The sequence below is a fragment of the Mesorhizobium sp. M0500 genome (assembly GCF_040321165.1).
Taxonomy (GTDB): Bacteria; Pseudomonadota; Alphaproteobacteria; order Rhizobiales; family Rhizobiaceae; genus Mesorhizobium.
On record NZ_JAMYRB010000001.1, the window covers coordinates 103439 to 129831 of the forward strand.

The following is a 26393-nucleotide window of genomic DNA, read 5'->3' on the forward strand; positions in this document are numbered from 1 at the left end:
CAACAAGGAGACAGACGATGCGTGTGATGGTGCTCGTGAAGGCTACCGAAGACAGCGAAAAGGGCTTTGTCCCCACGCCCGAGGCGAAGGAGGCGATGGAGGCGATGGGCAGGTTCAACGACGAGCTGCGCAATGCCGGCATCTTGCTCGACGCCGATGGCCTCAAGCCCTCCTCGCAGGGCAAGCGAGTTGCGTTCGATGGTCCCCGCCGGACGGTCATCGACGGGCCTTTCGCCGAGACCCGAGAACTGGTCGCCGGTTTTTGGCTCTGGGAAGTCAAGGACATGGACGAGGCGGTCGCCTGGGTGAAGCGCTGCCCCAATCCCATGCCGGGACCGAGCGAGATTGAAATCCGGCCGCTGTACGAGATGGCTGATTGGCAATGGGAATCTGACGCCGGAGGTCACGCAAATCCATGACCGGACGCGCGAGAAGCTCAGCGGCAACTGAACCTGTTGGCCGCAACCTGTTTTGCCTTCGTTATGGCTTTGGCCGATAAGGCAGCATGACGGCAGGCGAGACGCAGCAGGCGATCGAGGCGATTTTTCGCATTGAACGTGCCCGGCTCATCGCGGGCCTGGCCCGCCTCGTGCGCAATGTCGATCTTGCAGAGGAACTGGTGCAGGACGCCCTCGTCATAGCCCTATCCGAATGGTCCAGGACCGGCGTTCCGGCCAATCCCGGCGCTTGGCTGATGACGGTCGCCAAACGCCGCGCCATCGACGCGATCCGTCACGACAAGATGCGCGAGCGCAAGCATGAGGAGATCGCGCGGGAGCTGGACGGCGAGTGCGATGGTACGGCCGAGGGAAACGAAATGGCCATGAACGACGATCTTGGCGACGAGCTGCTGGGCCTCATCTTCACAGCCTGCCACCCCATACTTTCGGCCGACGCCCGCGCGGCCCTCACGCTGCGTGTCATCGGCGGCCTGACGACGGACGAGATCGCCCGTGCTTTCCTGTCGAGCGAGGTGACGATCGCCCAGCGCATCGTCCGCGCAAAGAGGACGATCGGAAAGGCCGGGCTCAGCTTCGAGGTGCCGCGCGGCGCCGAGCGTGCGGCGCGTCTGTCCTCGGTGCTGGAGGTCATCTACCTCATCTTCAATGAAGGCTATGCTGCCACGGCAGGCGACGACCTTGTCCGGCCGAGCCTGTGCCTGGAGGCACAACGGCTCGGCCGCATGCTGGCGGGGTTGATGGCCGAGGATGCCGAGGTGTTCGGCCTGCTGGCTCTGATGGAAATCCAGGCATCGCGCCTGCCGGCACGCATCGGGCCGGACGGCGCCCTCTTGACCCTGACCGAGCAAAACCGCGCGCGCTGGGACCAGCTGCTGATCCGCCGAGGCCTTGACGCGCTGGCCCGTGCCGAAGCCCTCGGGGGCGATGGCCCCTATGTGTTGCAGGCCGCGCTTGCAGCCTGTCACGCGCGGGCGCGCAGTCCGGCCGATACCGACTGGCCCCGTATCGCAGCGCTCTACGACCGGCTGCGTGCAGTGATGCCCTCGCCGGTGGTCGATCTCAATCGAGCGGTCGCGCACAGCATGGCCTTCGGGCCCGAAGCGGGCCTGCGGCTGGTAGACGAGATTGCCGACGCCGCCGCCTTGCGCAATTATGCGCCATTGCCGGCGGCGAGGGGCGATTTTCTGTTTCGGGCCGGCCGGCTGGCCGAGGCCCGCGCCGAATTCGAGGCTGCGGCCAAGCTCACCCGCAACGTGCGCGAAGCGGCCTTTCTCCTCGCCCGCGCAGACGCTTGTGGTTGACAGCATCGCTCTCCGTGCCCGACGCGCCGCTCGGCAACATCGAAAGCCGCCAGTTCGCTCCCGGCCAGCTCCCTTCAATGAGCGTGATCAGCTCGCAACGCGAAAGGGATTAACGATGCGCAAGCCTTCGTCGAGCGCCATTCCGTGCTGCATGTCCTCCGACCAAAGTGTATCGCAGCCAGCGTGAACCGCCGCGGAGGCGATCATCGCGTCATAGGTGGAAAGGCCGTACCGCTCGGCGAGCCTCAATCCTGTTTCGTGGGTCTCGAGCGTGAGCGGATGAACCGTCAACAGGCCGCGCAGCGTGGTCAGCAGCGCATGCGTGTCGTCCCATGACATTTGCATCTTCCGACGCGCGACATTGGTGAGTTCATTGAGAACCTGCACGCTGATCGCCCCGCCATCGGCGATGACCGCCTCGGCCCGATCCGCCTTCGCCGTGTCGCCTGACGCGATATAAAGAAGGACATTGGTATCGAAAAAACTAACGGGCATTTGCCTCGTCCCGATCGAATTTGAAGTCAGCGGGAAGCCGACCGCGGAAGGCGCGGAGACGCTTCAGCAACTCCTCACGCCCGGGCTTCCGCGCGACGCCAAGCTGGCGGGCGTCAGCGACATGGATTTCGATCTCATCGCCTTCCCTGAGTTCAAGCGCTTCGACCACAGCGGCGGGAAGGCGGACCGCAAGACTGTTTCCCCATTTGGCGACCTGCATGCCACTTCCTCTCTTAGATATACGCTGGAAGAAATGTATATCCACAAGTCGTCAAGGTCAAGAATTGCAGCCAATCGGTTTATTCATTTTGGAGGAGAGGGCCTCGATCATGCCAGCAACTGCGTCCGCACGCCGAGAATCGGTCCTGCCTCGGCGAGCCGCTGGTCGAGGGTCCACACCGTGGCGCCATGCTCCGATGCCGTCGCGAGGTGCAGGGCGTCGCCAGCACGAAGCCCGAGGATATGCTGATCGGCGAATTTCGCGGCGACCCGAAAATGCCCGCCCGTCACCGGCAGCACGGTGAAGCTCTCAGCGACAAGCCTATTGAACATCGCGAGCGCTGCCGCGCGTTGCTCCAGGTCGATCTGTCCGGTCCGAAGCTTGATCGCCATGGCGGAGGACATCTCGGTGATGGTCCAGTCGCTGATCACAAGTTGCGCTGGGTCCTGCTCCGCCAGCCAGCCCTGAACGCGCGCGGTCATGGCTTCGTTGGATAGCGCCGCGATGATCAGCGAAGTATCGAGATAGGACGTCAATAGCGATCGCCATCTCGCATCGATCGCACCAGATCGGCGGCAGCCTGAGCCTGCAGAGGCATGGTTGCGGTCAGGGATTGGAGCAGGACGGCGTCGATCCGTTTGCGAGGGCGGGCCACGGCCGTGAGCCTGGCGACCGGCTTGCCACGCCGGGTTATGTCGATCGAGTCTCCAGCTTCAACCCGGTCGACGAGCTCACTCAGATGTGCCTTGGCGTCCGCCAGATTGACCGCGTCCATGTCACGCTCCTGACCATGTAGATGGTCATGTAGCGTATAACGCGTGACAATTCCAGTGCAGAGCACGGCGAATAAGCAACTGGCTGCGTGAGCGAAGCAGGTGACCTGCAACGAGAAACATGCCGCTTCCCACTTGACTCATACATATCCCGGTGGTTATACATCGACCAATAGCCGAAGGGTTATCGATCCCAATGCCAAACGCTCACGATGTGCTCTTCAGAACGCTTGCCGATCCGACTCGGCGCGCTATTTTTGAGCGGCTGTGTCGCGAAGGAGAGCAGACGGTCGGGGCTCTGACGGCTCAGGCCGGGATCTCGCAACCGGCCGTGTCAAAACATCTCGGCGTTTTGAGGCAGGCCGGGCTCGTGCGCGACCGCCATGCAGGGCGACAGACCCATTATAGCGCGCAGCTTGCTGCGCTTGCCCCCCTGATTGACTGGACAAGCCAGATGACCGGGTTCTGGCAGAGCCGGTTCGACGACCTCGAAGACCTGCTCAAAAGGATGGACCAGTGAACGAAATGGCGACCGAAACGCTCTCCGTCGTTGTCGAACGGGAAATCGCTTATCCGCCCGAGAAGATCTGGCGCGCGCTCACGCAACCACACTTGATCGAGGAGTGGCTCATGAAAAATGACTTCAAACCTGTCGCGGACCACCGTTTCAATTTTCACGCAGACTGGGGCGCTGTCGAATGTCAGGTGCAGACGGTCGAGCCGAACAGAACACTGACTTACACGTGGGATACCAAGGATCTCAAGAGTGTCGTCTCCTGGACCCTCACCCCCACGAGCACCGGAGCCCGCTTGCGCATGGAACAGTCGGGCTTCCGGCCGGATCAGCAGCCTTACTTCCGGGGTGCCAAAGTCGGCTGGCCGAGGTTCTTTGACGATCTGGAGCAGGTTCTGGCGCGGACGGACTGAGATCCGCTGGGCTATCCAAGCAAGGGCTCTGTTACAGAGCGACATCACGAGGCGATAATGGAGGCAAGCCAATGAAGATCAAGTTGGCCAAAGTATACGTGGACGACCAGGAAAAGGCACTGGGCTTTTACACCGAAACGCTCGGCTTTACCAAGAAGGCCGATTTCAGCAATGGGCCGTTTCGCTGGCTGACCGTCGCATCACCCGACGAGCCGGACGGTGCCGAGCTGCAACTCGCGCTCAATGACAACCCGGCGGCCAAGGCCTACCAGCAAGCCATTTTCCAGCAGGGCCAGCCCGCGGTCATGTTCTTCACCGATAACGTCAAGGGCGACTACGAGCGCATAAAAGCGCGCGGCGCCGAGTTCACGATGCCGCCGACCGAAGTAACCGGCTCGACCATCGCCCAGCTGAACGACAACTGCGGCAACCTCGTTCAAATCACCCAACTGGCGCGCTGGTAAAGCATGCGCTCAGTGGCGTGGCTGCCCGGCGGGAGTCGCCAAACGGGCCGCCCGATCCGCTTCGTCTTCAGAGGAGGTCTCAATGGATTGGAACAAATGGGTTCGGCAGATCCACCGCTGGCTGTCGATTATCTTTGCGGCGGTCGTCGCCGCCATCTTCATCAGCCTGGGAGTAGGCAAGGAGCCCGCCTACTGGGTATACCTCTTGCCGCTGTTTCCACTCGGCTTGCTCCTGCTTACCGGTCTGTACATGTTCGTGCTGCCTTACGCTCCCAAGTGGCGCAACGCAGGGGGCGCCGGCGCATTGGAGTGAACGCATGGCCAACAAGACGTCCATCAAGTCAGCGGCGGTCGCGAAGAAGCCCGCCGCCAAGCCTGCAGCCGCCAAGCCGGTCCTCCTCGCAGGCGGCAACCCGCAGATCCCGAAGGGTGATGGTGACGCTCCTGTGCAGGCCTACATCGCGGCCATGCCGGGCTGGAAACGCGACGTCGGCCGCCGCCTCGACGCACTCATCGAGCGCAACGTTCCCAACCTGCGCAAGGCCGTCAAATGGAACTCGCCCTTCTATGGCGTAGAGGGTCAAGGCTGGTTCCTCAACTTCCATTGCTTCACAAAGTACATCAAGCTGGCTTTCTTCCGCGGCACGTCGCTGCATCCTGTCCCTCCAGGCGAGTCCAAGCACAAGGACGTGCGCTACTTCGACATCCGCGAGGACGACCAGCTCGACGAAGCTCAACTCACCGACTGGGTAAAGCAAGCCAGCCAGTTGCCTGGCGAGCGAATGTGAGTGGAATGCGAGTCATTCCCGCAAACCCGGTGCCGACTAGCGGTATTCATGTGACGGGCGAGCGGCAACAACCCTAGGGAAAGCGACAATGATGATGAAGAGTGGCTCTATGGAAGGAAATGCAGAGAGCTCTCCCTCTCAGCTGATAGATGCGAGGATCAGTGAGCTGGGCGATTGGCGAGGCAAGACGCTTTCCCATGTCCGCGCTCTCGTCAAGCAGGCTGACCCGGAAGTGGTCGAGGAGTGGAAGTGGCGAGGCGTTCCGGTGTGGTCGCACGCCGGAATAATCTGCACCGGCGAGACCTACAAGAACGTCGTGAAGGTGACCTTCGCAAAGGGCGCCTCCCTGCCGGATCCTTCAGGCCTGTTCAACTCCAGTCTCGAAGGCAACACCAGGCGCGCCATCGATATCCGTGAGGGCGAAGATATAGATGAGAATGCGTTCAAGGCGCTGATACGCGCTGCTGCCGCCCTGAACACGGCCCGATAGTCAGCTCCGGCCGATATGGTCGGCTAGCGGGCCGAGAGCGGCGAGCAAAGCTTCGCCGGTGGCTTGCGTCGCGTTCTCATGCGGCGCGCGCAGGTTCAGCCAGCGTCTGTCGCCGGACCGTACCGCCAGCACTGCCTTCATCGCGGAGATGAGGCCGGCGTCCTGGATGATTTTGCGGAACGCCTTGATGGCGGCATCCGCGTCAGTAATGTCCTCTCCCGCCAGTGCTGCGTCGTAGAGGGCCCGGATCGCTGGGGCATTCAGATTGACCGTCGCCGAGATGCACCCCGCAGCACCGTTGGCGAGGCCTTTCGTCAGCTGTGCTTCCGAGCTCGGGAACACCGCGACCCTTGGGGCTGCCGCAATGACCGCCGCGGTGTTGTTCCAATCGCCGGCGCTGTCCTTGTAAGCCACCACGACATCCGGAAACGCTTGGCTCAAGCGGGCGGTCAGCGCCGGGCTCACCGGTACGCCGGAATTCTGCGGGATGTGGTAGAGGATCATCCTCATCGCCGGGTTCGCCACCCGTTCGATCAGCTCGCCATAGTAGCGGGCCTGTCCGTTGTCGCCGGCGGCCGTATAGAAGAACGACGGCAGCACCATCACCCCGGCACAGCCGAGCCCGACGGCATGCGCCGTCAGCTCGACGGTTTCGGCAAGTGCTGTGACACCGGTGCCGGGCATCAGACGGCCTGGCGAAATGCCGGCCTCGACCAGCCACTCCAGCGCTTGCATGCGCTCGCGCAACGAGACGGACAAGGCCTCGCCCGTGGTGCCGAACGGCGACAGGAAGTGCGCTCCCTGATCCAGCACCCATTTGGCGTGTGACATCCAGAGGTCGCGGGCAATGCGGCCGTCGTTTTCGAACGGCGTCAGGATCGGTGCGATGGTTCCTTGTGGGCGGATCATGTGCGTCCTTCTAAAGCCGGCATCAAAAATGTCGAGCAAGCTACATGAAGCAATGTTGCTGAGTACCGGCCGTTCGACCTCGAAAGCAAGCGGCTCGCGCATAGGCGCGCGATTGTGATCGGGCGGCGGTTCTGAGGCTCTCGAAGTATATCCTTGTCACGGGATAACGTCGTCTGGCCGAAAGGGGGGTGACAAACGAGTTCTGCTGTTTCATCAATGCCGCCTTTTGAGGAGAAGCCCATGCGGAGGATCGGTGTCGGCATTATCGGCTGCGGCAACATTTCGGATGCCTATCTGAAGGCATCGCCACAATTCCCGGTGCTCGACATTGTCGGCGTCGCCGACATCAACCGGACGGCGGCCGAGGCCAAGGCAGCGGCCTACGGCCTGGCTGCCATGCCGGTTGACGCGCTGTTGGCCGATCCGCGCGTCGAGATCGTGCTCAATCTGACGACGCCGCAGCATCATGTGCCGGTCGGCCTGCAGGCTGTCGGGCAAGGCAAGCACGTCTATTCCGAGAAGCCGCTGGCAACGACGCTCAGCGACGCCGAGCGGCTGGTCGCGGCCGCGCGCGAAAAGGGCGTGCGCGTCGGCTGCGCACCCGACACCTTTCTTGGCGGCTCCCACCAGACGGCGCGGCGGCTGGTCGATAAGGATACGGTCGGGACCATTGTCGCCGGCTCTGCCTTCATGCAGGTGCCCGGCCACGAACTCTGGCATCCCAATCCGGATTTTTACTATCAGCCCGGCGGTGGGCCGATGCTCGACATGGGACCGTACTATCTGACCTGCCTGGTCAATCTCCTTGGTCCGGTAAAATCCGTGACCGGGCAGGCGAAGTCATCCTACGCCACCCGCACCATCGATTCTGGACCGCGCCAGGGCGAAACCATCCGGGTCGAGGTGCCGACCCATATTTCCGGCCTGCTCGCATTCGAGAATGGCGCCGCGGTCTCGATCACCACCAGCTTCGACGTCTGGAAGCATGAACACAATCACATCGAACTTTACGGAACCAGGGGCTCGATGATCGTCTCCGATCCCAACCAGTTCCAAGGCGACATCAGGACCAGCCAGCGCAAGGGCGACTGGACGGTGGCCGATCAGATCCATTCGTATGGCGACGGCAATTACCGGGGCCTCGGCCTTGCCGACATGGCGCAGGCGGTCGTCTCGGGCAGACAACACCGCGCCAGTCTCGATCTTTCCCTCCATGTCCTGGAAATCATGGAATCGATCATCTCTTCAGCAGAGATAGGGCAGTGTATCGATCTCAGATATGGCTGCGCCCGGCCGTCGCCGATGCGCGCCGACCTGCCTTTCGGAATTCTGGAATAGGGGAATAATGCGATGAGCAAGACGGCACTGATTTTCTGGGGCGGCTGGGAAGGTCACACCCCGGCCCGAAGCGCCGAAATCGTCAAGGAGATGCTGGCCGGCAACGGCTTCGACGTGCAGCTGGAGCAGGGGACTTCGGCGCTTGCCGATCCGCAGCTGGGCAAGCTCGATCTCATTGTCCCGGTGATCACCATGTCGACGATCGAAAAGCCGGAGCTGCAAAACCTGACCAGCGCCGTCAGGGCCGGCACCGGCCTTGCGGGCTTTCACGGCACCATGTGCGACAGCTTCCGCAACGAGCCGGAATACCAGTTCATGACCGGCGGCCAGTGGGTCGCCCATCCCGGCAACATCATCGACTATCACGTCGACATCACCAGGCCAGGCGATCCGGTCATGCAGGGCATCGACGGCTTCGCCTACCGTTCAGAGCAGTATTACATGCATGTCGATCCGACCAACGAGGTGCTGGCGACGACTACTTTCACCGGCGAGCATCTCGATTTCATCGCCGGCGTCGTCATGCCGGTTGTCTGGAAGCGCCGCTACGGCAAGGGCCGCGTCTTCTACAGCGCGCTCGGGCACACCGCCGACGAGTTCGCCGTGCCGCATATGCGCACGATGTTCGAACGCGGCGCGATTTGGGCCAGCCGAAACTCGGACCTTGGATAGCCGTTCAATCTGAACGCCACGTATCGTTGTAATCTCTCATAGGGCGGCCGCCCGAACGCGGACACAGGCACAATTGACTGCCATGGTAGCATCCAATACACCAGCGGTCATCGGGAAATTCCGTAGCTGGAGGTCGAATGGAGCAGACGTGGCGATGGTTTGGTCCGAGCGACGCGGCAACGCTTGCCCACGCGAGGCAGGCCGGCGCAACCGGCATCGTGACGGCATTGCACGACATCCCTTACGGCGAAGTCTGGCCGATCCACGCTATCAGGCAGCGCCAGGCGCTTATCGAGGCGGATCCGGCGATGGGCCCCAAATGGAGCGTCGTCGAGAGTGTGCCCGTGCACGAGGACATCAAGCTCGGCCGCGGCGATCTCGACCGGCTCTACGACAATTTCAGGCAGACCTTACGCAATCTCGGCGCCTGCGGTGTGCGCACGGTCTGCTACAACTTCATGCTGATCCTCGACTGGACCCGGACCGACCTGGCTGCGCCGCTGCCGGGCGGCGGACGGGCGCTCCGCATGAACATGCACGAGCTTGCCGCGTTCGATTGCTACATGCTGCAGCGCAAGGGATCTGAGCGCGACTATGCGTCCGATGTTCTCCAGCGGGCAAGCGAATGGTTCGAGGCGACGCCGGATGCGTCAAAAGAGCGTCTGCTTGCCAACATCATGGCCGGCCTGCCGGGCGCCTTCAAGCGCTATGACATAGCGGAATTGCGCGAAGTGGTAGCCGAGCAGTCGAGCCTGTCGCACGACAGGCTGCGCGAGAATCTCGTCCGTTTTCTCGAAAACGTGCTGCCGGCGGCCGAAGAGGCGGGCGTCACGTTGGCGATCCACCCGGACGATCCGCCGCGCGATCTCGTCGGCCTGTGCCGGATCGTCAAGAACGCCGACGACATCGCCCTTATCCTGGACGCCGTGCCATCGGCCCATAGCGGCCTCACCTTGTGCACGGGGTCGCTGGGCGCCAACCCGGCCAATGACGTGCCCGCCATCGCCAGGCGCTTTGCGCACAAGATAAACTTCGTGCATCTGCGCAACGTCAGCAAGGACCCGGACGGCTCGTTCATGGAATCCGAGCATCTGAGCGGCGATGTCGACATGGTCTCGGTGGTTTCGATCTTGCTCGACGAGCAGCAACGCCGCCGCGACGCCGGGGAACCGGCGGCGCTGCTGCCGTTTCGCCCGGATCATGGCCACGAGCTGATCGATGACGCCGCGCGGCACACCCATCCCGGCTACCCCGTGATCGGCCGTCTTCGCGGCCTTGCCGAATTGAGAGGCGTGATGACGGCGATTGCCCATCAGCGCGGCTACCGGCTGCAATGACGGCGCCCCGCCTGCTCTGCGTCGGCGCGCTCACCTACGACACGATCTTGCGCCTCGATGTCCTGCCCTCCGGCGCCGGCAAGTTCCTGCCAAGCGAGGCCGTGCAGATCGCGGCCGGCATGGCAGCAAGCGCGGCCGCGTCGGCCAGCCGCCAGGGCGGGCAGGTCTGGCTATGGGCAAGCGTCGGCGACGATGCTGTCGGCCGCGATGTCATCGGCCAGATGGAGGCGGAGCGGGTCGACTGTTCGTTGGTGCGCAGGGTTGAAGGTGGCCGCTCGGCCATTGCCACGATCCTGGTCGATGCCGCCGGCGAGCGTATGATTGTGCCCTTCTACGATGCAGTCACGCAAGCCGATCCTGACCGTCTTCCGCCCGCGGATTTTTCCCGCTTCGACGCCGTGCTGGTTGATGTCCGCTGGCCCGGAGCCGCGGCCCTGGCGCTGGCGAAGGCTCCCGAGTGCGGCATCCCGGCGATCCTTGACGCCGATGTCGCGTCGCGACCGGTGCTCGACCGGCTGCTGCCGCTCGCCTCGCATGTCGTTGCTTCGCTGCCGGCGGCACGCATCCTTTGCGGTCCGGAGATATCCGCCGGTTCTGCCGTCGCCATTCTCGGCGAACGGACCGGCGCCTTCGTGGCGGTCACCGATGGCGCGAACGGCACCGTGTTCCGCTACTCGGGCAGCAATGACGTCCGTCATCTGCCGTCGCCGCGGGTCGAAGCCGTCGACACTCTGGCGGCAGGCGACGTGTTCCACGGCACCTTCGCTCTCGGCCTGGCCGAAGGTTGGGACGAAGAGCGGGCGATAGCAGTGGCCAGCGCCGCCGCCGCCCTGAAATGCCTGCGCTTTGGCGGACGTCTTGGCGCACCGACGCGCGCGGAAACGCTGGCTTTCATGCAAGGATCGACATGATGCCGAACCCGCTTGGGCCGGCTCGGTGGAAAGAGCACGTCAAGTGGCGGCCGTCGACTACCATGGCAGTTCCTGCGCAACTGTTCGAGGGAGGATAAATGGCTGAGTTCAAAAAACGCGCACTGGTCACGGGGGCGGCCATGGGCATCGGCCGTGCTGTCGCCGAAAGACTGGCCGAGCAAGGCGTCGACCTGATCCTGTTCGACCGGGCGGGCGATCAGCTGGATGAGGTCGCGGCGCAGCTTTCGGCGCGCGGCGTGACCGTGCACACCGTGCTCGGCTCGACCGCCGACACTGAGGCCTGCGGCCGCGCCGTCGAGCTTGCCCGGTCCGCGTTCGGCGGGCTCGACATGCTCTCCCACAATGCCGGCATCCAGCGTTACGGAACGGTGGAGACCACGGACGAGGCGCTTTGGGACGAGGTGATGAACGTCAACCTCAAGGCTGCCTACCTGCTGTCGCGTGCGGCGATGCCGCTGCTGCGCCAAAGCCGCGGCGCCATCGTCCATATGAGCTCCGTGCAGGGCCTGGCCAGCCAGGAAGGGGTTCTGGCCTACAGCACGGCCAAGCACGGCCTGATCGGCCTGGTAAAGTCGATGGCCGTCGACTATGCGCCGCTCGGCGTGCGCGTCAATGCCGTCGCTCCGGGCGCGGTCGACACGCCGATGCTGCGGGATGCGGTCAAGCTCAACGACAAGCCCGACGAGATCCTGCGCATCCTCGACAACATGCATCCGCTCGGCCGTACCGCCCAGCCGCAAGAGATTGCCGCAGTCGTCGCCTTCCTGCTGTCTGACGATGCCTCCTTCGTCACCGGCGAGGTCGTGCGCGTCGATGGCGGGCTGCTGGCGCGCATCGGCGGTTCTCCGCGCAAGGAATAACGCCGGCGCTGCTGCTTGCGCCGGCATTTCATGAACGGCTTGAAACTGCTGAGCCTTTAAGGGGAATTTTGCCGATGGCGGGGCTTTTGGGAATGCGGACCATCCCCGAGGGACGACTTGTCGAATCCGGCGCCGGCGCATCGGTCGCGGCGAGGACCTTCGAGGTCCTGCTCGACCAGATCCTGACCTTCCGCCTGAAGCCACACGAATTCATATCCGAAAAGGCGATGTCGGAAGCCCTCGGCGTGAGCCGCACACCCGTCAGGGAGGCGCTCGCCCGGCTGGCCGGTCTTGGCCTGATCGACATCTATCCGCAGCGCGGCAGCATGGTGGCGCCGCTGCGGATCGCAGATCTCGAGAAATCGCAGTTCCTGCGCGAAGCGCTCGAAGTCGGCCTGATCAAGCGCGCGGTCGAGAGCCCGCGCCGTGCCGAACTGCTTGCCGTGCTCAAAGGCGAACTGGCGGTCCAGGAGACGTTCGCCTCCATCGCGGACGACAGGCGCTTCTTCAAGTCGGACGAGCTGTTCCACCAGCACATCGCCAGCCATGCCGGGTTCCGCGGGATCTGGGCCGACATCAGCGCGGCGAAGCTGCACATGGACCGCTTCCGCTTCCTGTCTTTCCCGCGCCTCGACAGCATGTCGGTGGTGCTCGGCCAGCACCGGCGGATTGTCGATGCGCTCGAGCAGGCCGACGCGCTTGCGGCGGAAGAAGCAATGCGAACGCATCTTCGCCGCATCTTCGAGGTGCTCGAAATCGTCCAGGAGCGCTATCCCCATTATTTCGAGGCAAACGGCGGTGTGAGCCCGCCGTCAGCCGGCTCAATCCAAGCCTGAGCCTTTCTTGCGCGCTTTCGAAGGCGTCTTGGTCTTGCTGCCGGATTTGTCGGAAGCTGCCTCGGCTTTGCGATCTTGACCCTCGCCGCCTTGCTCCTTGCGGAGCTGCTTTTCGACTACCGATCGCGATCCTTCCGCCGGGTCTTGTTCAGGATGAGTATTGGTTCCCGTCATGTCGGCTCCTATCCATTTTGATCAATTGCGTGCGGCGTGGGCTGACCTCCGCCGCCGGTTCTGTCGCGCCCGATCATCAGCCAGGCGGCGAACAGCACGACCAGTACGACCACGATCCAGGCGACGAAACGAGGCATCGGCCTCATGTCCCTCGCCGCCGCTTGCTGCCGCGTGCCTCCGGATCGGAGCCGGCCTCGACCGTTGGATCGGGCACGACCGGGCCGCGTTCGGCCTCGGAACCCTCAGCTTCGATCTCCTGCACGGCCTGATCCCAGTGCTCGCGCTCGCGTCCTTGCGGACGGCCTTCGCGCTCCCAGATCTCGTGGGCTCGCTGCCTGATACGGTCTTCCCTGTCCATGGCCTTTGCCTCCTCATCCCCTAATCCGGCGATCGCTGGTTTGTTCCGCGGTGCCAGCGCCGTTCATCGCGGTTCAGTTGACCTGATCACCCAGCGCTCTAGATCAAACTTCGCGCCGAAGTCGCTTGGTGCGGGGAGAACAATCGTGTGGCAGCAACGCTACAAGCACGTATTGTAAATGCCGTTACAGCCGTCGGTCTTCGACCAGACCGCCCGTGCTTGCTGCTGATAATATTTGTATTGACGGCATGCTCGCCTTCCGACCAGGTCGAGCAGCAGTCGAAAACCGCGGCTTCCGCCACACAGACCGCATCGCTGGTGCTGGATGCCTGGGCTTCAGGGGCGGCCCCCTCGAAATACACGTCGCGCACCTTGCAATCGGTCGGCAAGGCGCTCGCCGATGCCGGTGCGCAAATCCAGTCCGCCAAGTCGCCTGAGCCCAGCGGGCAAGCCGGTCTGACGATGGCGGTTGGACGGCTTTCGGCAGCGGTAATTCGCGCGGCGACGGCCGTGCAGAACGGCAACCGCTCGGAAGTGGAACACGCGCAGCAGGATCTGCGGGCCGCCGCCGCCGATCTGAGCACGTCCTACGCGAAATATTTCGCGCCGAAATCATGAAGAAGCTGCTCGAAATATCGCTCGGTATCGTCACCAGCGTTGGTGGCTTTCTCGAGGTCGGATCGATGGCAACCGCCGCTCAGGCGGGCGCGGCGTTCAGGTTCCAGCTGATCTGGGCCGTCGTTCTGGGCACGATCTGCGTTATCTTTCTGGTCGAGATGGCCGGACGCTTCGCCGCAGTTAGCCATCACACCATCGCCGACGGGATCCGGGAACGGTTTGGCTTCAACGCCTTTCTGTGGCCGTTGCTTGCGATCTTGCTGGTCAACTTCCTGGTCATGGCAGCCGAAATCGGCGGTGTTGCCATTGCGCTCGAGCTCGCCACCGGCATCGGCTTTCAGTGGTGGGCGCTGCCGGTCGCTTTTCTGGCATGGCTGTTCCTTTGGAAAGGCACGTTCGGATTCATCGAAAAAGGCGTCGCGATTCTCGGGCTGGTCACGCTGTGCTTCGTGGTTGGCGCAGTCATGCTGAAGCCCGATTGGGGGCAGGTCGCGGCCGGGGCCGTGCCCACACTGCCGGATCACGACGCGGCCAACTACTGGTTCATGGCGGTCAGCATTCTTGGTGCGTCGATCTCGCCCTATCTGTTCATGTTCTATTCGTCGGGAGCGATCGAGGACGAGTGGGACAAGAGCTATCTCGGAGCCAATCGGGCCATTGCCGGCCTGGGCATGAGTTTTGGCGGCACAATCGCTATCGGTGTGCTGATTGTGGCGGCGCTCGTGCTGGCCGCGCACGGCATAGAGCAGGTCGATGACTACCACCAACTGCCACTGATGCTGATTCCGATCTTCGGTTTCTGGGGATTTGTCCTGTTCGTTGCTTCACTAGGCATTGCCTGCTTCGGTGCCGCGCTCGAAATCGGCCTGCAGCAAGCCTACCTTGTGGCGCAGGGTTTCGGCTGGACTTGGGGCGAGAACCTGAAACCGCGCGACGACCCGGGTTTCAGCACCGTCTATACGATCTTGTTGGTTCTCGCCGCCATTCCGATCGCACTGGGCCTCGATCCGCTGAAGCTCACCATCTTTTCCATGGCGCTGACGGCCGCCAGCCTGCCGCTGACCGTGGTGCCGTTCCTCTTCCTGCTGAATGACGAGCGTTATGTCGGCGAGCACCGCAATGGCATGATAGCGAATGCCGCGGTCATCTTTATCATCGCGCTCGGTTTCGTGCTCGCGATCGTGACCATTCCTTTGCAGATATTCGGAGGCACGTGATGAAGTTGCTGCGCGACATTCTGGACAAGCAAGTGGTCGACCGCGAGCAGGTCAAGATCGGCAAGGTGGACGGGCTGGTGGCCGAGCTCAGGCCAGGCGAGCCGCCTAAAATCGTTGCGGTCGAGCTCGGCTCGATCACGCTGGGGCGTCGGCTTGGCGAGCGACCCGGGCGCTGGATGGCGCGGGTTGCGGCAAGGCTCGGCGGCAAGCGCCATGCCGAGCCGCACCGCATCGCCTGGAACAAGGTGCGCGACATCGGCGTCGACATCGAGTTCGATATCGACGTCCGCGAAACGGCGATTTTCGACTGGCAGGACTGGCTGCGCGATCATGTCATTGGGCGTATTCCGGGAGCTGGATGATGGCCACCGTCAATCTTGAGCAATTGGCTGGCAGGAATGTGCTTTCGCACGGCAAAAGCATCGGCCGTATCGAGGAGATACGCGCCGAACCGGATGACGACGACCTGGTGGTTACCGAGTACCATGTCGGCATCTACGCGGCCTTCGAGCGTCTGTCCGCTTCGGCTATCGGCATTGCGGTCCTCGACGTCTTTCGATTGCGCAGTCGCGACAGCGTGTACCGCATTCCCTGGGACAAGCTCGACATCTCCGACCCGGCGCGGCCGCGGTTGTTATGCACGACGGAAGAACTTTCCGGTATGAAGGGGAGTATCGAGGGCGATAAACCGGAATGAACGATACTTTCCCGCCGTCGGAGAATGGGGTCCAGTGAAAGTCCTGGTTACCGGCGCCACCGGCCTGATCGGTGCCTCCGTCGTGGCACGCCTTCTTTCCGAAAGGCATGAGGTGATCGGATTGGTCCGCAGCCCCGGCGCAAACCGGGCCGGCAATTATCAATTGCTGGTGCTGGACATGGCGGCGGCGCTGCAGCCCGAAGACTGGCTACCGCATCTCAGGGGTGTCGACGCCGTCGTGAATTGTGCCGGCGTCCTGCAGGACAGCCCTCGCGAAAAGACGCGCGAAGTCCATCGCGATGCGGCGGCAGCACTCTTCCTCGCCTGTGCGCGGGCAGGGGTTGCCCGGGTAATCCACTTCTCGGCGATAGGCGTCGATCGGGCGCAGCCTTCGGCATTCTCGGCGACGAAACTGGCCGGCGACCAAGCGCTTATGGCGCTTGATCTGGATTGGGTGATCCTGCGCCCGTCCGTGGTGCTCGGCCGGCCGGTGTTTGGGGCCAGCGCATTGTTTAGGGGTCTCGCCTCGCTGCCGGTGCTACCGTCCATGCCCGGCACCGGCCGGCTCCAGGTGGTACTACTCGACGATGTGGTCTCAACAGTCGTCTTCCTTCTCGATCCCGACAGTCCGTCTCGCGTCGTGTTGGAACTTGTCGGTCCCGAACAGCTGAGCATGGACGAGGTCGTCGGCAGCTATCGCCGATGGCTCGGCTGGGCTCCTGCAGCCAGGTTTGTCTTGCCGGCGGCTGTTGCAAGGCTTCTCTACCGCCTCGGCGACCTTGCCGCGATGTTCGGCTGGCGTCCACCGATGCGCACCAACGCGGCCAGAGAGATCGCCCGAGGAGCGGTTGGAGATCCCTCGGACTGGACCGCCGCGACCGGCATACGCCCGCAAACCCTGGCGGGCTTCCTCGCGCTCAATCCGGCAACGGTGCAGGAAAAATGGTTTGCCCGGCTGTATTTCATCAAGCCTGCGATCTTCGTCGTCCTGCCCTTCTTCTGGATCGTGACGGGTATTGTGTCGCTGACCACCGGCTATAACGGTGGCATCGAGCTGATGCAAAGCACGGGGGCTGGCATCTTGTCGGCGCCGACCGTGATAGCCGGTGCTCTTGCCGACATCGCCGTCGGCGCGCTCCTAGCCTGGCGGCCAGCGACGCGAAAAGGCCTCTATGGCGGCATCGCGCTCTCGCTCTTCTACCTGGTCGTCGGAAGCTTCCTGAGCCCCGATCTGTGGAACGACCCGCTTGGGCCGTTCCTCAAGGTGTTGCCGATCCTGGTGCTGCACTTTGTGGCCTTGGCAGTGCTGGAGGAGCGTTGATGCTCTATTTCCTGCTGAAATTTCTGCATGTCATCGGCGCATCCGTGCTGCTTGGTACCGGCGCCGGTATCGCTTTCTTCATGCTGCTCGCCCACAGGACCGGCAATGCCGCGACGGTTGCGGCCGTGGCGCGTATCGTCGTCGTCGCCGACTTCCTTTTCACCGCGACGGCCGTGGTCGCGCAGCCTTTGACCGGAGCCGCGCTCGCCTGGCAGGCAGGCTACTCGCTGTCGGAGGGCTGGATCGTACTTTCGATCGCGCTCTATATCTTCACCGGAATGTTCTGGCTCCCGGTCGTCTGGATGCAAATGCAGATGCGCAAGCTGGCATCGCAAGCCGCCGCTGCAGGCGCGCCGTTGCCGCCGCGCTATCATCGGCTCTTCTGGCTGTGGTTCGCCTTCGGCTTCCCCGCCTTCGCTGCGGTACTCGGGATTTTCTGGCTGATGATCACTCGGCCTGCGATCGACTGGTGAAGACAGGCCGCGTGCAGCTGCCGGGATGAGCGATGACTTTCATTTCAGCGAATAGAGATAGGCCGCGATATCCCGCGCCTCCTGCTCGGAAATTCTGGTCGAAGGCATTGCCGTGTGCGGATTGATCTCTCTTGCGGCGCGTATCCAACGGACCATGTTTCGCGGGTTGTTGGACAATACGCCGCCGATATAGACCCGGGTGGCCAAGCTGGCGTCGAGGCGTGGACCGACCAGTCCCTGCGCGCCGGGCACGCCGGTGATCGTGTGGCATCCGGCACAGCCATTGGCCATGATGATTGGTATGGCGCGGGCGCCAACACCGCCGGTTGCATTGTCGGCCTTCTGCTCCACTCGACGGCTTTGCTCAAAGTACAACGCGATCCCGGCCAGGGCTGCAACAAGCACGACAATTGCCGCGGCGCCGAGGATGGGTCCGGACGGAGTGAAGCGCGATGTTGCGCGCACGCCGATGCTGCCAGGGGCATTGTCCGTCTTATGCGCGACCCTGACGAGGCGCTCCGGCCACAACGTCAGCGCCGCCCAAGCTGCGGCCAGCACGGCAATTGCCGTCCCGGTACCAATGACCAGCTTAGACAGCCTGGAGCGCATGCGACGCCTCCCATCTTCTCTGTCCACTTGAGCGAATCCACAGACCGGCCAGCAGCAACGCGGCTCCGCCATAAATCAGGCCGGCCGGAACCCACATCACCAAGCCGGCGAGCTGCTGGTCCTCGAGCGGGCTAAGGCTCCACAATTCCGCGCCGGCTGCGTTTACCGGGTACCACAGCCTTGGCGAGACCAGCAGCAGCACCCCGAGCAGGCCGGTGTGCAGCGAGGTGAAAAAGAGGTGCATGACTGCGCTGCCGTAGGCTTGTTCGCGGCCTGAACGCGGCAGCAGCACCCACCAGAACAGCAGCCCCGTACCGAAGAAGCTGGCATGTTGCGCATAATGCAGGACACCCTGTGCAAGCGCCGCCTCGAACAGCGCCGGAACGTGCCACGCCCATATCGCGACGCCGTGCAGGAAGGTCGCGGCTAGAGGGCGGCTGACGGCGGCCCAAACGATTCGAAGCACCTTCGCCTGCCCGGCTGCGCCAAATGCCAGCCGCAGCTTGATCGGCAATGCCCACATCATCGCCGCCGCCGGACGGGAGGCGACCAGCAGGGGTGCCGCCACCGCCATCAACAGCTCGTGCTCGATCATGTGGGCGGTGAAAACGCGCTCACCGAATGCGTGGAGCGGACTGACCAGTGCTGCCGCCAAAATGGCCCAGCCGGTCGCAAACAGCAGGGCTTGCCGCAACCGCAACGGGCGGCTGCGGGCACTCCGCCGCCACAGCCGAAAGGCGCCTGCCGCGTAAAGCAGTGCGACCATGGTTAGCGGCAGCGTGATCGGCAACGCCAGCGTCCAGCCGGCCTGCGGGGCGCCAGCACCGTAGCAGATCGAGGTCGAGAAGAGCGCGTCGAAGCTCATCGTAGGCAGCCGTCAACAATGAGCGAAGCCGCGCCTTGCATGACGATTACCAGCGCAAACAGCACCGCGCTGAGAATGCCGATATTGGCGACGAAATGCTCGGTGCCGCGCGTACGATCCGGTTTAAAGGCGGCGCCACCTTGCTGTCGCGCCCGCCACGAAAGCACGCCGCCGAGCAAGGCCAGCACTGTCAGCACCAGCGCAATGACCGGTATGACGGGAATACCGTGGGCGCACTGCCACTCCACGAACGCATAATTCAGCTGGGTCGACACCGCCCAGGCCAAAGGCCCGGACAACAGCCCGCCCCATGATGTGCCCAAGCGAAGCGCACGCATCTCAGTCAAGCCTCGGCATCCAGTAGATCAACAGATAGATCGGGATCCAGGTCGCGACCACGAAATCCCAGTAGAAGACGTTGTCGCCAACGTCCCCGAAACGCCGGCCGCTATAGCCATGGCGCGTGAACATCAGGACCGTCAGCACCAGCGTGTCGCCGACGTCGGTAATCAGGTGCGTTGTGTGAAGGCCGAGCAGGACCCACAGCATCGAGCCGTACGCATTGGTATCCCAATAAATGTTGAGGGCCGGAAATTCGAACCACCGCACGACAAGCGGTGCGATACCTAGCAGCGACATGACGATCAGGCCGATGCGCACGGGCACCATGGCACAGGCTTCGGCGTAGCGGTTCAGTATGTGATTGGGCACCACGCTGGCGAGCAGCAACAGCGTGACGATGGTGCCCGGCCAATGGTTGGGCGGCGGCACGCCCAATGGCCATTTGGGCGACAGATAGGCGAGGTAAAGATAGGTGCCTGCGGCGAGCGCGAAGCCGGTGCCCTCCAGCGCCATGAAGGCGAGGGTGCCCCACCAGGTCGGGCTGCGCGGTCCGATCCCGAAGGTCGGGAGTTTGGAAAGATCGGCGGCAGGACGCTGTTTCATTCCTCATCCTCCGGATCGCCTTTCGGCCAGAACCAACCGATCAAAGTGATGGCGATCGGCCCGGCTCCCCAGACCACCGCCCACGGGCTGAAGATCGAATAGAGAAAGGTGGCGCCGACGGCGAGCGCGGCGAACAATGGCCAGATCGACGGCGTCGCCGACTTCTCGCGCACATCTGGATGCGCCTCTGCCACGGTCGAAATGACAAGTTCGCGCGCGTCGACGCGAAGCCCGGTCGCGACAGGCAGCGTGTCACGTTCGGCCCAGAGCGGCTCGGCGTGGGTAACCACCGGGATCCGAGCGAAATTATAGCTCGGCGGTGGAGAGCTCGTCGCCCATTCCAGCGTGCCGGCATTCCAGGGATTGTCCCCGGCCGGGGCGCCCCTCGAGGCGCTGTACACCAGGTTTATAGTGAACAGAACGAAGCTTAGGAACAGGATGACCGCGCCGGCTGTGATGAACAGGTTGATGTTGCCCCAGCCGAGTTCCACCGGATAGGTGTAGACCCGCCGCGGCATGCCCCACAGGCCGACAACGTGCATCGGAAAGAACGCCGCATTGAAGCCTAGGAAGGCAAGCCAGAAGTGCCAGCGTCCGAGACGTTCGCTCATCATCCGGCCGGTGATCTTGGGGAACCAGAAATAGGTCGCGCCGAGCAGCGGGAACACCGACCCGCCGATCAGCACGTAATGGAAATGCGCGACCACGAAATAGGTGTCGTGCACTTGCAGGTCCAATGGCACCGACGCCAGCATCACCCCAGTCAGGCCGCCCGCGACGAACGTGAAGAAGAAGCCGAACACGAACAGCAGCGGCGTTCTGATTATCGGGCGTCCGTCCCACAATGTCGCCAGCCAGCAGAAGATCTGCAGCCCGTTCGGGATGGCGATCAGCATGCTCGAGGCGGTGAAGAAGCTCGCGCCGAGCTTGGGCAGACCGGTTGCGAACATGTGGTGAACCCACAGGCCGAACGACAGAAAGCCGACCGCGATCAAGGCCAGTACCATGCCCAGATAGCCGAATACCGGACGCCGGGCGAAAGCGGTGATGATCGAGGACACCATGCCGGTAGCCGGCAGGAATATGATGTAGACTTCGGGGTGGCCGAAGAACCAGAACAGGTGCTGGAACAGCAATACGTCGCCGCCCTCGGCGGGATTGAAGATATGGGTGCCGACCAGGCGGTCGAGGATCAGGAACGTCGACGTGATCATGACCGCCGGCATGGCGAACACGATGACGAAGGAGGTGACCAGCATCGCCCAGACATAGAGCGGAATCTTGTCCAGCGACATGCCCGGCGCACGCTGCTTCAGCACGGTGACGATGGTGGCAACCGCGACCGCCAACGATGACACTTCGGTATAGGTGATCATCTGCGCCCACACGTCGGAACGCTTGCCTGGCCCGAATTCAGGACCGGACAGCGGCACGTAGGAGAACCAGCCGACGTCGGGCGCCATGTCGAGAGCAAACGACACCCAGGCGAAGAGGCCACCGGAGAGATAAATCCAGAAGCTGAATGCATTGAGGCGCGGAAAGGCGATGTTGCGGGTGCCGACCATCAGCGGCACGAGGTAGATGCCGGTCGCCTGAACGATCGGCACCGCAAACAGGAACATCATCGTCACGCCATGCATGGTGAACAGCTGGTTGTAGCGGTCGGGCCCGATCAGCCCGCGCTCCGGCCCCGACAGTTGGATGCGCATGGCAACGGCGCTGAGGCCACCGAGGCATAGGAAGGCGAAAGCGGTGATCAGGTAGCGCCGCGCGACAATCTTGTGGTCGACGCTCGAGAGCGCACCGATGATGCCCGGCGCCGTCTGCCATGTCCGCGCCAGCCAGCGGTCAAGGCTGGAGTCGTCGAGGCTGGTATCGCGAGGACCGTCGCGCTCGGGGGCCAGGTCTCCTTTGCCGGCCGCTGCTCCCTCGCCGGCGAGCCGACGCTCACGGGCGCTGCTCATTTCAGGCCCTCGAGATAGGCGACGATCGCATTCAGTTCGTCCCCGTCCAGTCGCACCACGGGCATGTGGGCGCCTGGCTTGATCCCCTGCGGATTGGCTATCCAGGCTGCGAGATTGCCGCGGCTCATTGTCAGCGTGCCGGCAGCGAGCGTTTGCCGGCTTGCGATATGGGTGAGGTTTGGGGCGACCGTGCCGCCGGCGATGGTGCCGCCGATCTTGTGGCACATCACGCATGGCCGTTTGAGGAACAGGTCGTGGCCGGTTTTGGCCTCGGCCGACACGGGGGCGGCCGCCGGCCGCAGCTGATCGTTCAGCCAGGCATCGAAGACGGGCCGAGGTTCGGCGATGATGAAGGTGCTCATATTGGCATGCTGCGCGCCGCAGAACTCGGCGCATTGCCCGCGATAGACGCCGGGCTTGTCCGCCTTCAGATCGAGAACGTTCTCGTGGCCGGGGATAAGGTCCAGCTTACCCGAGAGGTTCGGCACCCAGAAGGAATGAATAACGTCGGTCGAGGTCACCACAAGCCGCACCGGCTCGCTCGCCGGGATGTGGATTTCATTGGCGGTCGTCAGGATGCGGTTCGGCTGATCGTTTTCGTAGCGCACCTCCCACCACCATTGATGCCCGGTCACCCGGATCGTCAGCGCCGCATCCGAGCCGATGGCGGCGAGCGTCCGGTTAGCGAAGTAGCTCAGCAGCGTCAGGCCGACCAGGATCAGGGCGGTAGCGGCGAGTGCGGCGACGACAATTCGCATCTTGCTGCGCTCGGCCGCAGCGTCGAGGACAAGCGGGTCGCCGAGCGGCGCCGCGCGCCGGGCCAATGGCACGATCAGCACGGCCATCACCAGAAGCCAGACCACCGTGCACAGCGCGGTGAACAACCAGATCAGCCATGCGAGTTCGCCCGCGGCCGGGCCCTTTGGGTCGAGCGCGGATTGCCAGCCGCTGCATCCTGCGAGGAGCAGGATGCAGGCCGTGCACCCGCACACCGTCCAGACACCGCGGCTCACGGCGACTTCCCCAGCGTCGCGGCGTCCGGCAGGCGATTCTCGGATGGATGGGGCATCATGTCGTCGTCGCGGCCCGGCGCGGCGGAGGACGGTGCGTTACCGCTCAGTGCCCGGACGAAGGCAGCAAGCTCCCAGATCTGGTCATCCGGGATCGTATCGCGGAAGCTCGGCATGCCGTTGGGCCGGCCGTCCCTGATCGTGGCGTGGATGCTTTCGATCGAGCTGCCATAGAGCCACTTCTGGTCCATGAGGGCCGGGCCCATGCCGCCGCCGCCATTGGCATGGCAGCCGGAACAGTTGAACCAGTTGAACAGACGCTTGCCCTCGCTGAGGTGGAAGGCGTTGGCCTCGAACACGCCGGCCTTGTTGTCGGACGAGGTCGGCCGTTGGCCGCCCGGCTCGAGGGCCGTCACGGCTGCCGGTTGATCGCCCGAGCCGAGCGCCGACTGTGGACGCGTTTCGCGTTCCTCACGCTGGCAAGCGGCAAGGACGAGCATCGCCGACAGCAAGCATGGAAGGCAGCGGTTCATCGCACTGCCGCCCCGGCGACGTCGAGGCGAGGCACGCCATATTCCGCCAGGATTGCATCGATCTCGGCGCGGTGTTTGGCGAGCGCTGCGTCTACCTCGCTGCGCAGCGCATCGTCGTCGTGGCGCACACCCATCGAGATGTCGTAGATCATCGGCAGCAGCGGACCGTCGATGCGCGGCGCAACCGGCGTAATCCGCAACGGTATTTCTTGCCTGGCACCGAAGTAGCCGGCCAACGGTCCCCAGACGACGGCCATATCGATGTCGCCATTCGCGACCGCCTCAATGATGCGTGCTGGCGGGTTCGGCGCCGAATAGTCGCCATAGACGGGGAAACCGATGAGATGGCCGACGATGCCACGACGGCCAAGCGCCTGGACGGGGGGCGAGTTGGCGCCATCGTCGCCTATCAGCTGGACGCCGATGTGCAGATCTCGCAGGCGAGGATCGTTGAAGGACGTGATTTCGGGCACATCTTGGCGTGTCACGAACACATAAGAAGACCGGTAGTAGGGCGCGGTCGTGCGCAGCATCTCGAGATTGGCGGGCGTGCCGGGCACAAGATCGCACAAGCCAGCTTTCAACGTGTTGCGGACGAAGCCGCGCCGCTGTGCCCACCACGTGTAGGAAACCGCTGCGCCAAGCTCCGTCGCGACGAGTTCGGCGATCTTGTTTTCAAAGCCCTGCCTGGCGGCATTGGAGAACGGCATGTTGTTGGGATCGGCGCAGATCCTCAATTCGCGCGCATCGGCAACGGCGGCGACGAGCGAGAGCGCCAGTGCGCCGACCGCGGCGCCAAACCGCCGGGAAGATTTTCTCCGTGCGCGCGCAACTCGGCCGATCTTCTCAAGGCAGCCGGAACACATACAGCGCACCTCCCGGCGTGGTTACATCCTTCAGATCCTTCATGACGTTGACGAAGCCGAGCGCGGCGGTGGCGTCGCGCGGATCGAGATCGGCGGATACGATCGCGCCGGCCCAGCCGCCGACGCCCGAAAGAATCGCGACATATTGGTGCCCGTCCGGGCCGCGATAGGTGATCGGCTGGCCGATGATGCCGGACGACGTCTTGAACTGCCACAGCAGTTCGCCGGTCCTGGCGCTGACCGCCTTGAACCAGCCTTCCATAGTGCCATAGAACACGACGTTGCCGGCGGTGGCGACGGCGCCGCTCCACACCGGAAAGTTCTCCTTCAGGCTCCACGCCGGCTTGGCGGCGGCGACATCCCAGGCGGTGAAAGCACCGCGATTGCCGCCCGGCCCGGGGATCATGCGCACGTTCATGCCGACATAGGGCGTGCCGGCGATGTAATTCACCTCGACGCCCTCTTCGTCCATGCAGAGATTGTTGTGCGGGATGTAGAGCAGACCAGTCTTGGGCGAGAATGCCGAAGGCTGCCAGTCCTTGAGGCCCGATGCGGTCGGGCAGATGTCGCGCACGACCTTGCCGGTGCCGGTCTTCTTGTCCGGATTTACAATCAGCCGGCCGGTCTTGAGGTCGACGCCCGTGCTGGAATTGACTGGCCCGAAGGGGACTGCCGACAGGACCTCGCCTGTGGTGCGATCCAACAGATAGACGTAGCCGTTGCGTTCCGGTCGGACCAGCACCTTGCGGGGCTTGCCCTGCCAGGTCATGTCGAGCAGCACCTGTTCGTTGATGCCGTCGTAGTCGTGCAAATCGTGCGGGGTCCATTGATAGAACCATTTGGCTGCGCCGGTGTCGGGATCGCGGGCAAAGATGCCGGCGGTCCATTTGTTGTCGCCGGGCCGCAGATCCGGATTCCACGGACCGGGATTTCCGGTGCCATGGAAGATCAGGTTTAGGTCCGGGTCATAGGAGATCCAGCCCCACACATTGCCGCCGCCGATCTTCCAGGCGTCGGGCGGCCACGACGTCACGCCGAGATCCTTGCCCTTGTCCATGTCGTAATGCGGCTTGAAATCGGGGCCGATCAGCACCTCGGCGTCCGGTCCGGTATTGTAGGCCGTCCAGACGACGTGCCCGTCGCCGGCGTCGAGCGCCTTGATCCAGCCGCGTACGCCCATTTCGCCGCCGGAATTGCCGACCAGCACTTTGCCCTTCACCACCAGCGGCGCCATGGTGATGGTCTCGCCGATGTTGATGTTGCCGATGTGGGTGTTCCAGACCGGTTTGCCGGTGGCCGCATCGACGGCGATCGTGTGGCCATCGAGCGTGTTGAAATAGATGCGCCCTTCGAAGAAGGCTGCACCGCGGTTGACCACGTCGCAACAGGCAACGCCCTGCGCCGCAGGCTCGGGATTGGGCTCGAACTTCCACTTCATCGGCGCGCCGGGCTTGGTAAGGTCAAGCGCGTAGAGAATGTTGGGAAACGGTGTCACGATATACATCGTGTTGCCGACCACCAGGGGCGCAGCCTCCTGACCCTTGTTGACGCCGGTCGAGAAGGTGAAGGCCACCTGCAGGTTTTTGACGTTGTCTTCGGTGATCTCCGCAAGTTCGCTGTAGCGAGTCGAGGCGTAGTTCTTTGCCGGCATCGCCCATTGGCCGTCGTCGGGCGGAGCAGCTGCGGCAGGCGGATTTATCGCAAAGCTTGACGTTGACTGAGCAACCGCCGCGGTAGTCAGCGCGAAGCTTGCCAGCAGCGTCCATCCCAGCATCGCAGCCAATGGCCTCTTTCCCCTTTTGCCAGGCACCCTATTTTTCGCCGCCACCAGTCGCGCTTGCCTCATTGGCTGTCGAGTTTGCCGACGTTGGCGCAGAGCTCCATTAGCTGCAGCTGCGCCGTGTTTGTTGAACACTCTCCAACGCGTGAGCGGCGCAGAA

At 63.4% G+C, this 26393-nt stretch carries 36 protein-coding genes; 20 read left to right on the forward strand and 16 right to left on the reverse strand.

What is annotated here, in order from left to right; genetic code table 11:
- The first annotated feature begins 17 nt into the window (after positions 1-17).
- Both NKI70_RS00505 and NKI70_RS00510 read left to right on the forward strand, forming a co-directional pair.
- The gene (locus tag NKI70_RS00505) at positions 18-419 is read left to right on the forward strand and encodes a YciI family protein (RefSeq protein WP_352578795.1); all 402 of its coding nucleotides are present in this window, start codon (positions 18-20) and stop codon (positions 417-419) included.
- Between the two features lie 86 nt (positions 420-505).
- A complete protein-coding gene (locus tag NKI70_RS00510) occupies positions 506-1762 on the forward strand; it encodes an RNA polymerase sigma factor (protein WP_352634581.1) in 1257 nt (418 codons plus the stop codon).
- Positions 1763-1849: 87 nt separating this feature from the next.
- Here the strand turns inward: NKI70_RS00510 and NKI70_RS00515 are convergent, their stop codons facing one another.
- The 4 genes from NKI70_RS00515 to NKI70_RS00530 all read right to left on the reverse strand — a co-directional run bounded on the left by NKI70_RS00515 (position 1850) and on the right by NKI70_RS00530 (position 3252).
- Positions 1850-2257 carry a PIN domain-containing protein gene (locus tag NKI70_RS00515; RefSeq protein WP_352578797.1) on the reverse strand — a complete coding sequence of 136 codons (408 nt, stop codon included), beginning with the start codon at positions 2255-2257 and terminating at the stop codon, positions 1850-1852.
- Positions 2247-2477, reverse strand: coding sequence for an AbrB/MazE/SpoVT family DNA-binding domain-containing protein (locus NKI70_RS00520; protein ID WP_023676182.1), 231 nt, complete (start codon positions 2475-2477; stop codon positions 2247-2249). The genes NKI70_RS00515 and NKI70_RS00520 overlap by 11 nt, the downstream gene beginning before the upstream one ends.
- 107 nt (positions 2478-2584) lie before the next feature.
- Positions 2585-3013 (reverse strand): type II toxin-antitoxin system VapC family toxin, encoded by a 429-nt coding sequence (locus NKI70_RS00525; protein WP_352723968.1) that lies wholly within the window; start codon positions 3011-3013, stop codon positions 2585-2587.
- Entirely contained in the window at positions 3010-3252 is a 243-nt protein-coding gene (locus NKI70_RS00530; RefSeq protein WP_352468031.1) for a type II toxin-antitoxin system Phd/YefM family antitoxin, read from the reverse strand. Before NKI70_RS00530 ends, NKI70_RS00525 begins: the two co-directional genes overlap by 4 nt.
- A gap of 194 nt (positions 3253-3446) precedes the next feature.
- Between NKI70_RS00530 and NKI70_RS00535 the strand changes: the two genes are divergently transcribed.
- The 6 genes from NKI70_RS00535 to NKI70_RS00560 all read left to right on the forward strand — a co-directional run bounded on the left by NKI70_RS00535 (position 3447) and on the right by NKI70_RS00560 (position 5919).
- Positions 3447-3770, forward strand: coding sequence for an ArsR/SmtB family transcription factor (locus tag NKI70_RS00535; RefSeq protein ID WP_023716560.1), 324 nt, complete (start codon positions 3447-3449; stop codon positions 3768-3770).
- Complete coding sequence (locus tag NKI70_RS00540; protein WP_352578799.1) at positions 3767-4177, forward strand: SRPBCC family protein; 411 nt, start codon at positions 3767-3769, stop codon at positions 4175-4177. The genes NKI70_RS00535 and NKI70_RS00540 overlap by 4 nt, the downstream gene beginning before the upstream one ends.
- Before the next feature lie 71 nt (positions 4178-4248).
- Positions 4249-4641 carry a VOC family protein gene (locus NKI70_RS00545; RefSeq protein ID WP_352451012.1) on the forward strand — a complete coding sequence of 131 codons (393 nt, stop codon included), beginning with the start codon at positions 4249-4251 and terminating at the stop codon, positions 4639-4641.
- Positions 4642-4723: 82 nt separating this feature from the next.
- Positions 4724-4954, forward strand: coding sequence for a hypothetical protein (locus NKI70_RS00550; protein WP_352578800.1), 231 nt, complete (start codon positions 4724-4726; stop codon positions 4952-4954).
- 4 nt (positions 4955-4958) lie between these two features.
- Positions 4959-5429: a DUF1801 domain-containing protein gene (locus NKI70_RS00555; protein WP_352691124.1), complete on the forward strand. Its 471-nt coding sequence runs from the start codon at positions 4959-4961 to the stop codon at positions 5427-5429.
- A gap of 91 nt (positions 5430-5520) precedes the next feature.
- Positions 5521-5919 carry a DUF1801 domain-containing protein gene (locus NKI70_RS00560; RefSeq protein WP_292654454.1) on the forward strand — a complete coding sequence of 133 codons (399 nt, stop codon included), beginning with the start codon at positions 5521-5523 and terminating at the stop codon, positions 5917-5919.
- Here the strand turns inward: NKI70_RS00560 and NKI70_RS00565 are convergent, their stop codons facing one another.
- Positions 5920-6828, reverse strand: a complete 909-nt coding sequence (locus NKI70_RS00565; protein ID WP_352578802.1) for a dihydrodipicolinate synthase family protein — start codon at positions 6826-6828, stop codon at positions 5920-5922.
- A gap of 240 nt (positions 6829-7068) precedes the next feature.
- Here NKI70_RS00565 and NKI70_RS00570 point away from each other — a divergent pair, with 240 nt between their 5' ends.
- The 6 genes from NKI70_RS00570 (at position 7069) to NKI70_RS00595 (ending at position 12803) form a co-directional block, all read left to right on the forward strand.
- Positions 7069-8166 (forward strand): Gfo/Idh/MocA family protein, encoded by a 1098-nt coding sequence (locus NKI70_RS00570; RefSeq protein ID WP_352723970.1) that lies wholly within the window; start codon positions 7069-7071, stop codon positions 8164-8166.
- 12 nt (positions 8167-8178) lie between these two features.
- On the forward strand, positions 8179-8838 hold the full coding sequence (locus NKI70_RS00575) for a ThuA domain-containing protein (protein ID WP_352723972.1): 660 nt from the start codon (positions 8179-8181) through the stop codon (positions 8836-8838).
- A 137-nt stretch (positions 8839-8975) separates the two neighbouring features.
- On the forward strand, positions 8976-10175 hold the full coding sequence (gene uxuA / locus NKI70_RS00580) for a mannonate dehydratase (RefSeq protein WP_352723974.1): 1200 nt from the start codon (positions 8976-8978) through the stop codon (positions 10173-10175).
- Positions 10172-11086: a PfkB family carbohydrate kinase gene (locus NKI70_RS00585; protein WP_352723977.1), complete on the forward strand. Its 915-nt coding sequence runs from the start codon at positions 10172-10174 to the stop codon at positions 11084-11086. Before uxuA ends, NKI70_RS00585 begins: the two co-directional genes overlap by 4 nt.
- A 98-nt stretch (positions 11087-11184) precedes the next feature.
- Entirely contained in the window at positions 11185-11967 is a 783-nt protein-coding gene (locus tag NKI70_RS00590) for an SDR family NAD(P)-dependent oxidoreductase (RefSeq protein WP_352457404.1), read from the forward strand.
- Between the two features lie 74 nt (positions 11968-12041).
- A complete protein-coding gene (locus NKI70_RS00595; RefSeq protein ID WP_352723980.1) occupies positions 12042-12803 on the forward strand; it encodes a GntR family transcriptional regulator in 762 nt (253 codons plus the stop codon).
- Positions 12804-12985: 182 nt separating this feature from the next.
- Here NKI70_RS00595 and NKI70_RS00600 read toward each other — a convergent pair whose 3' ends face one another.
- The gene (locus NKI70_RS00600; RefSeq protein WP_280952094.1) at positions 12986-13114 is read right to left on the reverse strand and encodes a hypothetical protein; all 129 of its coding nucleotides are present in this window, start codon (positions 13112-13114) and stop codon (positions 12986-12988) included.
- Positions 13115-13119: 5 nt separating this feature from the next.
- Positions 13120-13335: a DUF2934 domain-containing protein gene (locus NKI70_RS00605; protein ID WP_352723982.1), complete on the reverse strand. Its 216-nt coding sequence runs from the start codon at positions 13333-13335 to the stop codon at positions 13120-13122.
- Between the two features lie 219 nt (positions 13336-13554).
- On the opposite strand from NKI70_RS00605, the gene NKI70_RS00610 reads away from it, so the two are divergent.
- From NKI70_RS00610 to NKI70_RS00635, 6 genes are read left to right on the forward strand one after another with little or no spacing between them, the layout of a single operon-like run.
- Positions 13555-13953, forward strand: a complete 399-nt coding sequence (locus tag NKI70_RS00610) for a hypothetical protein (protein WP_352723984.1) — start codon at positions 13555-13557, stop codon at positions 13951-13953.
- On the forward strand, positions 13950-15170 hold the full coding sequence (locus tag NKI70_RS00615; protein ID WP_352723986.1) for an NRAMP family divalent metal transporter: 1221 nt from the start codon (positions 13950-13952) through the stop codon (positions 15168-15170). Before NKI70_RS00610 ends, NKI70_RS00615 begins: the two co-directional genes overlap by 4 nt.
- Positions 15170-15532 (forward strand): hypothetical protein, encoded by a 363-nt coding sequence (locus NKI70_RS00620; RefSeq protein WP_023676162.1) that lies wholly within the window; start codon positions 15170-15172, stop codon positions 15530-15532. Before NKI70_RS00615 ends, NKI70_RS00620 begins: the two co-directional genes overlap by 1 nt.
- On the forward strand, positions 15532-15867 hold the full coding sequence (locus NKI70_RS00625; protein ID WP_352723988.1) for a hypothetical protein: 336 nt from the start codon (positions 15532-15534) through the stop codon (positions 15865-15867). Before NKI70_RS00620 ends, NKI70_RS00625 begins: the two co-directional genes overlap by 1 nt.
- Before the next feature lie 34 nt (positions 15868-15901).
- The gene (locus NKI70_RS00630) at positions 15902-17188 is read left to right on the forward strand and encodes an SDR family oxidoreductase (protein WP_352691132.1); all 1287 of its coding nucleotides are present in this window, start codon (positions 15902-15904) and stop codon (positions 17186-17188) included.
- Entirely contained in the window at positions 17188-17661 is a 474-nt protein-coding gene (locus tag NKI70_RS00635; RefSeq protein WP_023676159.1) for a DUF2269 family protein, read from the forward strand. The genes NKI70_RS00630 and NKI70_RS00635 overlap by 1 nt, the downstream gene beginning before the upstream one ends.
- A 39-nt stretch (positions 17662-17700) precedes the next feature.
- Here the strand turns inward: NKI70_RS00635 and NKI70_RS00640 are convergent, their stop codons facing one another.
- The 9 genes from NKI70_RS00640 to NKI70_RS00680 are packed head-to-tail and all read right to left on the reverse strand — an operon-like array spanning position 17701 to position 26227.
- Positions 17701-18270: a c-type cytochrome gene (locus NKI70_RS00640; protein ID WP_352691133.1), complete on the reverse strand. Its 570-nt coding sequence runs from the start codon at positions 18268-18270 to the stop codon at positions 17701-17703.
- Positions 18251-19135, reverse strand: coding sequence for a cytochrome c oxidase assembly protein (locus NKI70_RS00645; RefSeq protein ID WP_352698002.1), 885 nt, complete (start codon positions 19133-19135; stop codon positions 18251-18253). Before NKI70_RS00645 ends, NKI70_RS00640 begins: the two co-directional genes overlap by 20 nt.
- On the reverse strand, positions 19132-19473 hold the full coding sequence (locus NKI70_RS00650; protein ID WP_352457440.1) for a hypothetical protein: 342 nt from the start codon (positions 19471-19473) through the stop codon (positions 19132-19134). The genes NKI70_RS00645 and NKI70_RS00650 overlap by 4 nt, the downstream gene beginning before the upstream one ends.
- A gap of 1 nt (position 19474) precedes the next feature.
- Positions 19475-20080, reverse strand: coding sequence for a cytochrome c oxidase subunit 3 (locus NKI70_RS00655; protein WP_352457412.1), 606 nt, complete (start codon positions 20078-20080; stop codon positions 19475-19477).
- The gene (gene ctaD / locus NKI70_RS00660) at positions 20077-22044 is read right to left on the reverse strand and encodes a cytochrome c oxidase subunit I (protein WP_352698000.1); all 1968 of its coding nucleotides are present in this window, start codon (positions 22042-22044) and stop codon (positions 20077-20079) included. The genes NKI70_RS00655 and ctaD overlap by 4 nt, the downstream gene beginning before the upstream one ends.
- Entirely contained in the window at positions 22041-23057 is a 1017-nt protein-coding gene (coxB, locus tag NKI70_RS00665; RefSeq protein WP_352697998.1) for a cytochrome c oxidase subunit II, read from the reverse strand. Before coxB ends, ctaD begins: the two co-directional genes overlap by 4 nt.
- On the reverse strand, positions 23054-23587 hold the full coding sequence (locus tag NKI70_RS00670) for a c-type cytochrome (protein WP_023676152.1): 534 nt from the start codon (positions 23585-23587) through the stop codon (positions 23054-23056). Before NKI70_RS00670 ends, coxB begins: the two co-directional genes overlap by 4 nt.
- Positions 23584-24453, reverse strand: coding sequence for a substrate-binding domain-containing protein (locus NKI70_RS00675; RefSeq protein ID WP_352697996.1), 870 nt, complete (start codon positions 24451-24453; stop codon positions 23584-23586). The genes NKI70_RS00670 and NKI70_RS00675 overlap by 4 nt, the downstream gene beginning before the upstream one ends.
- The gene (locus NKI70_RS00680; RefSeq protein WP_352698076.1) at positions 24434-26227 is read right to left on the reverse strand and encodes a methanol/ethanol family PQQ-dependent dehydrogenase; all 1794 of its coding nucleotides are present in this window, start codon (positions 26225-26227) and stop codon (positions 24434-24436) included. The genes NKI70_RS00675 and NKI70_RS00680 overlap by 20 nt, the downstream gene beginning before the upstream one ends.
- Positions 26228-26393: the final 166 nt, after the last annotated feature.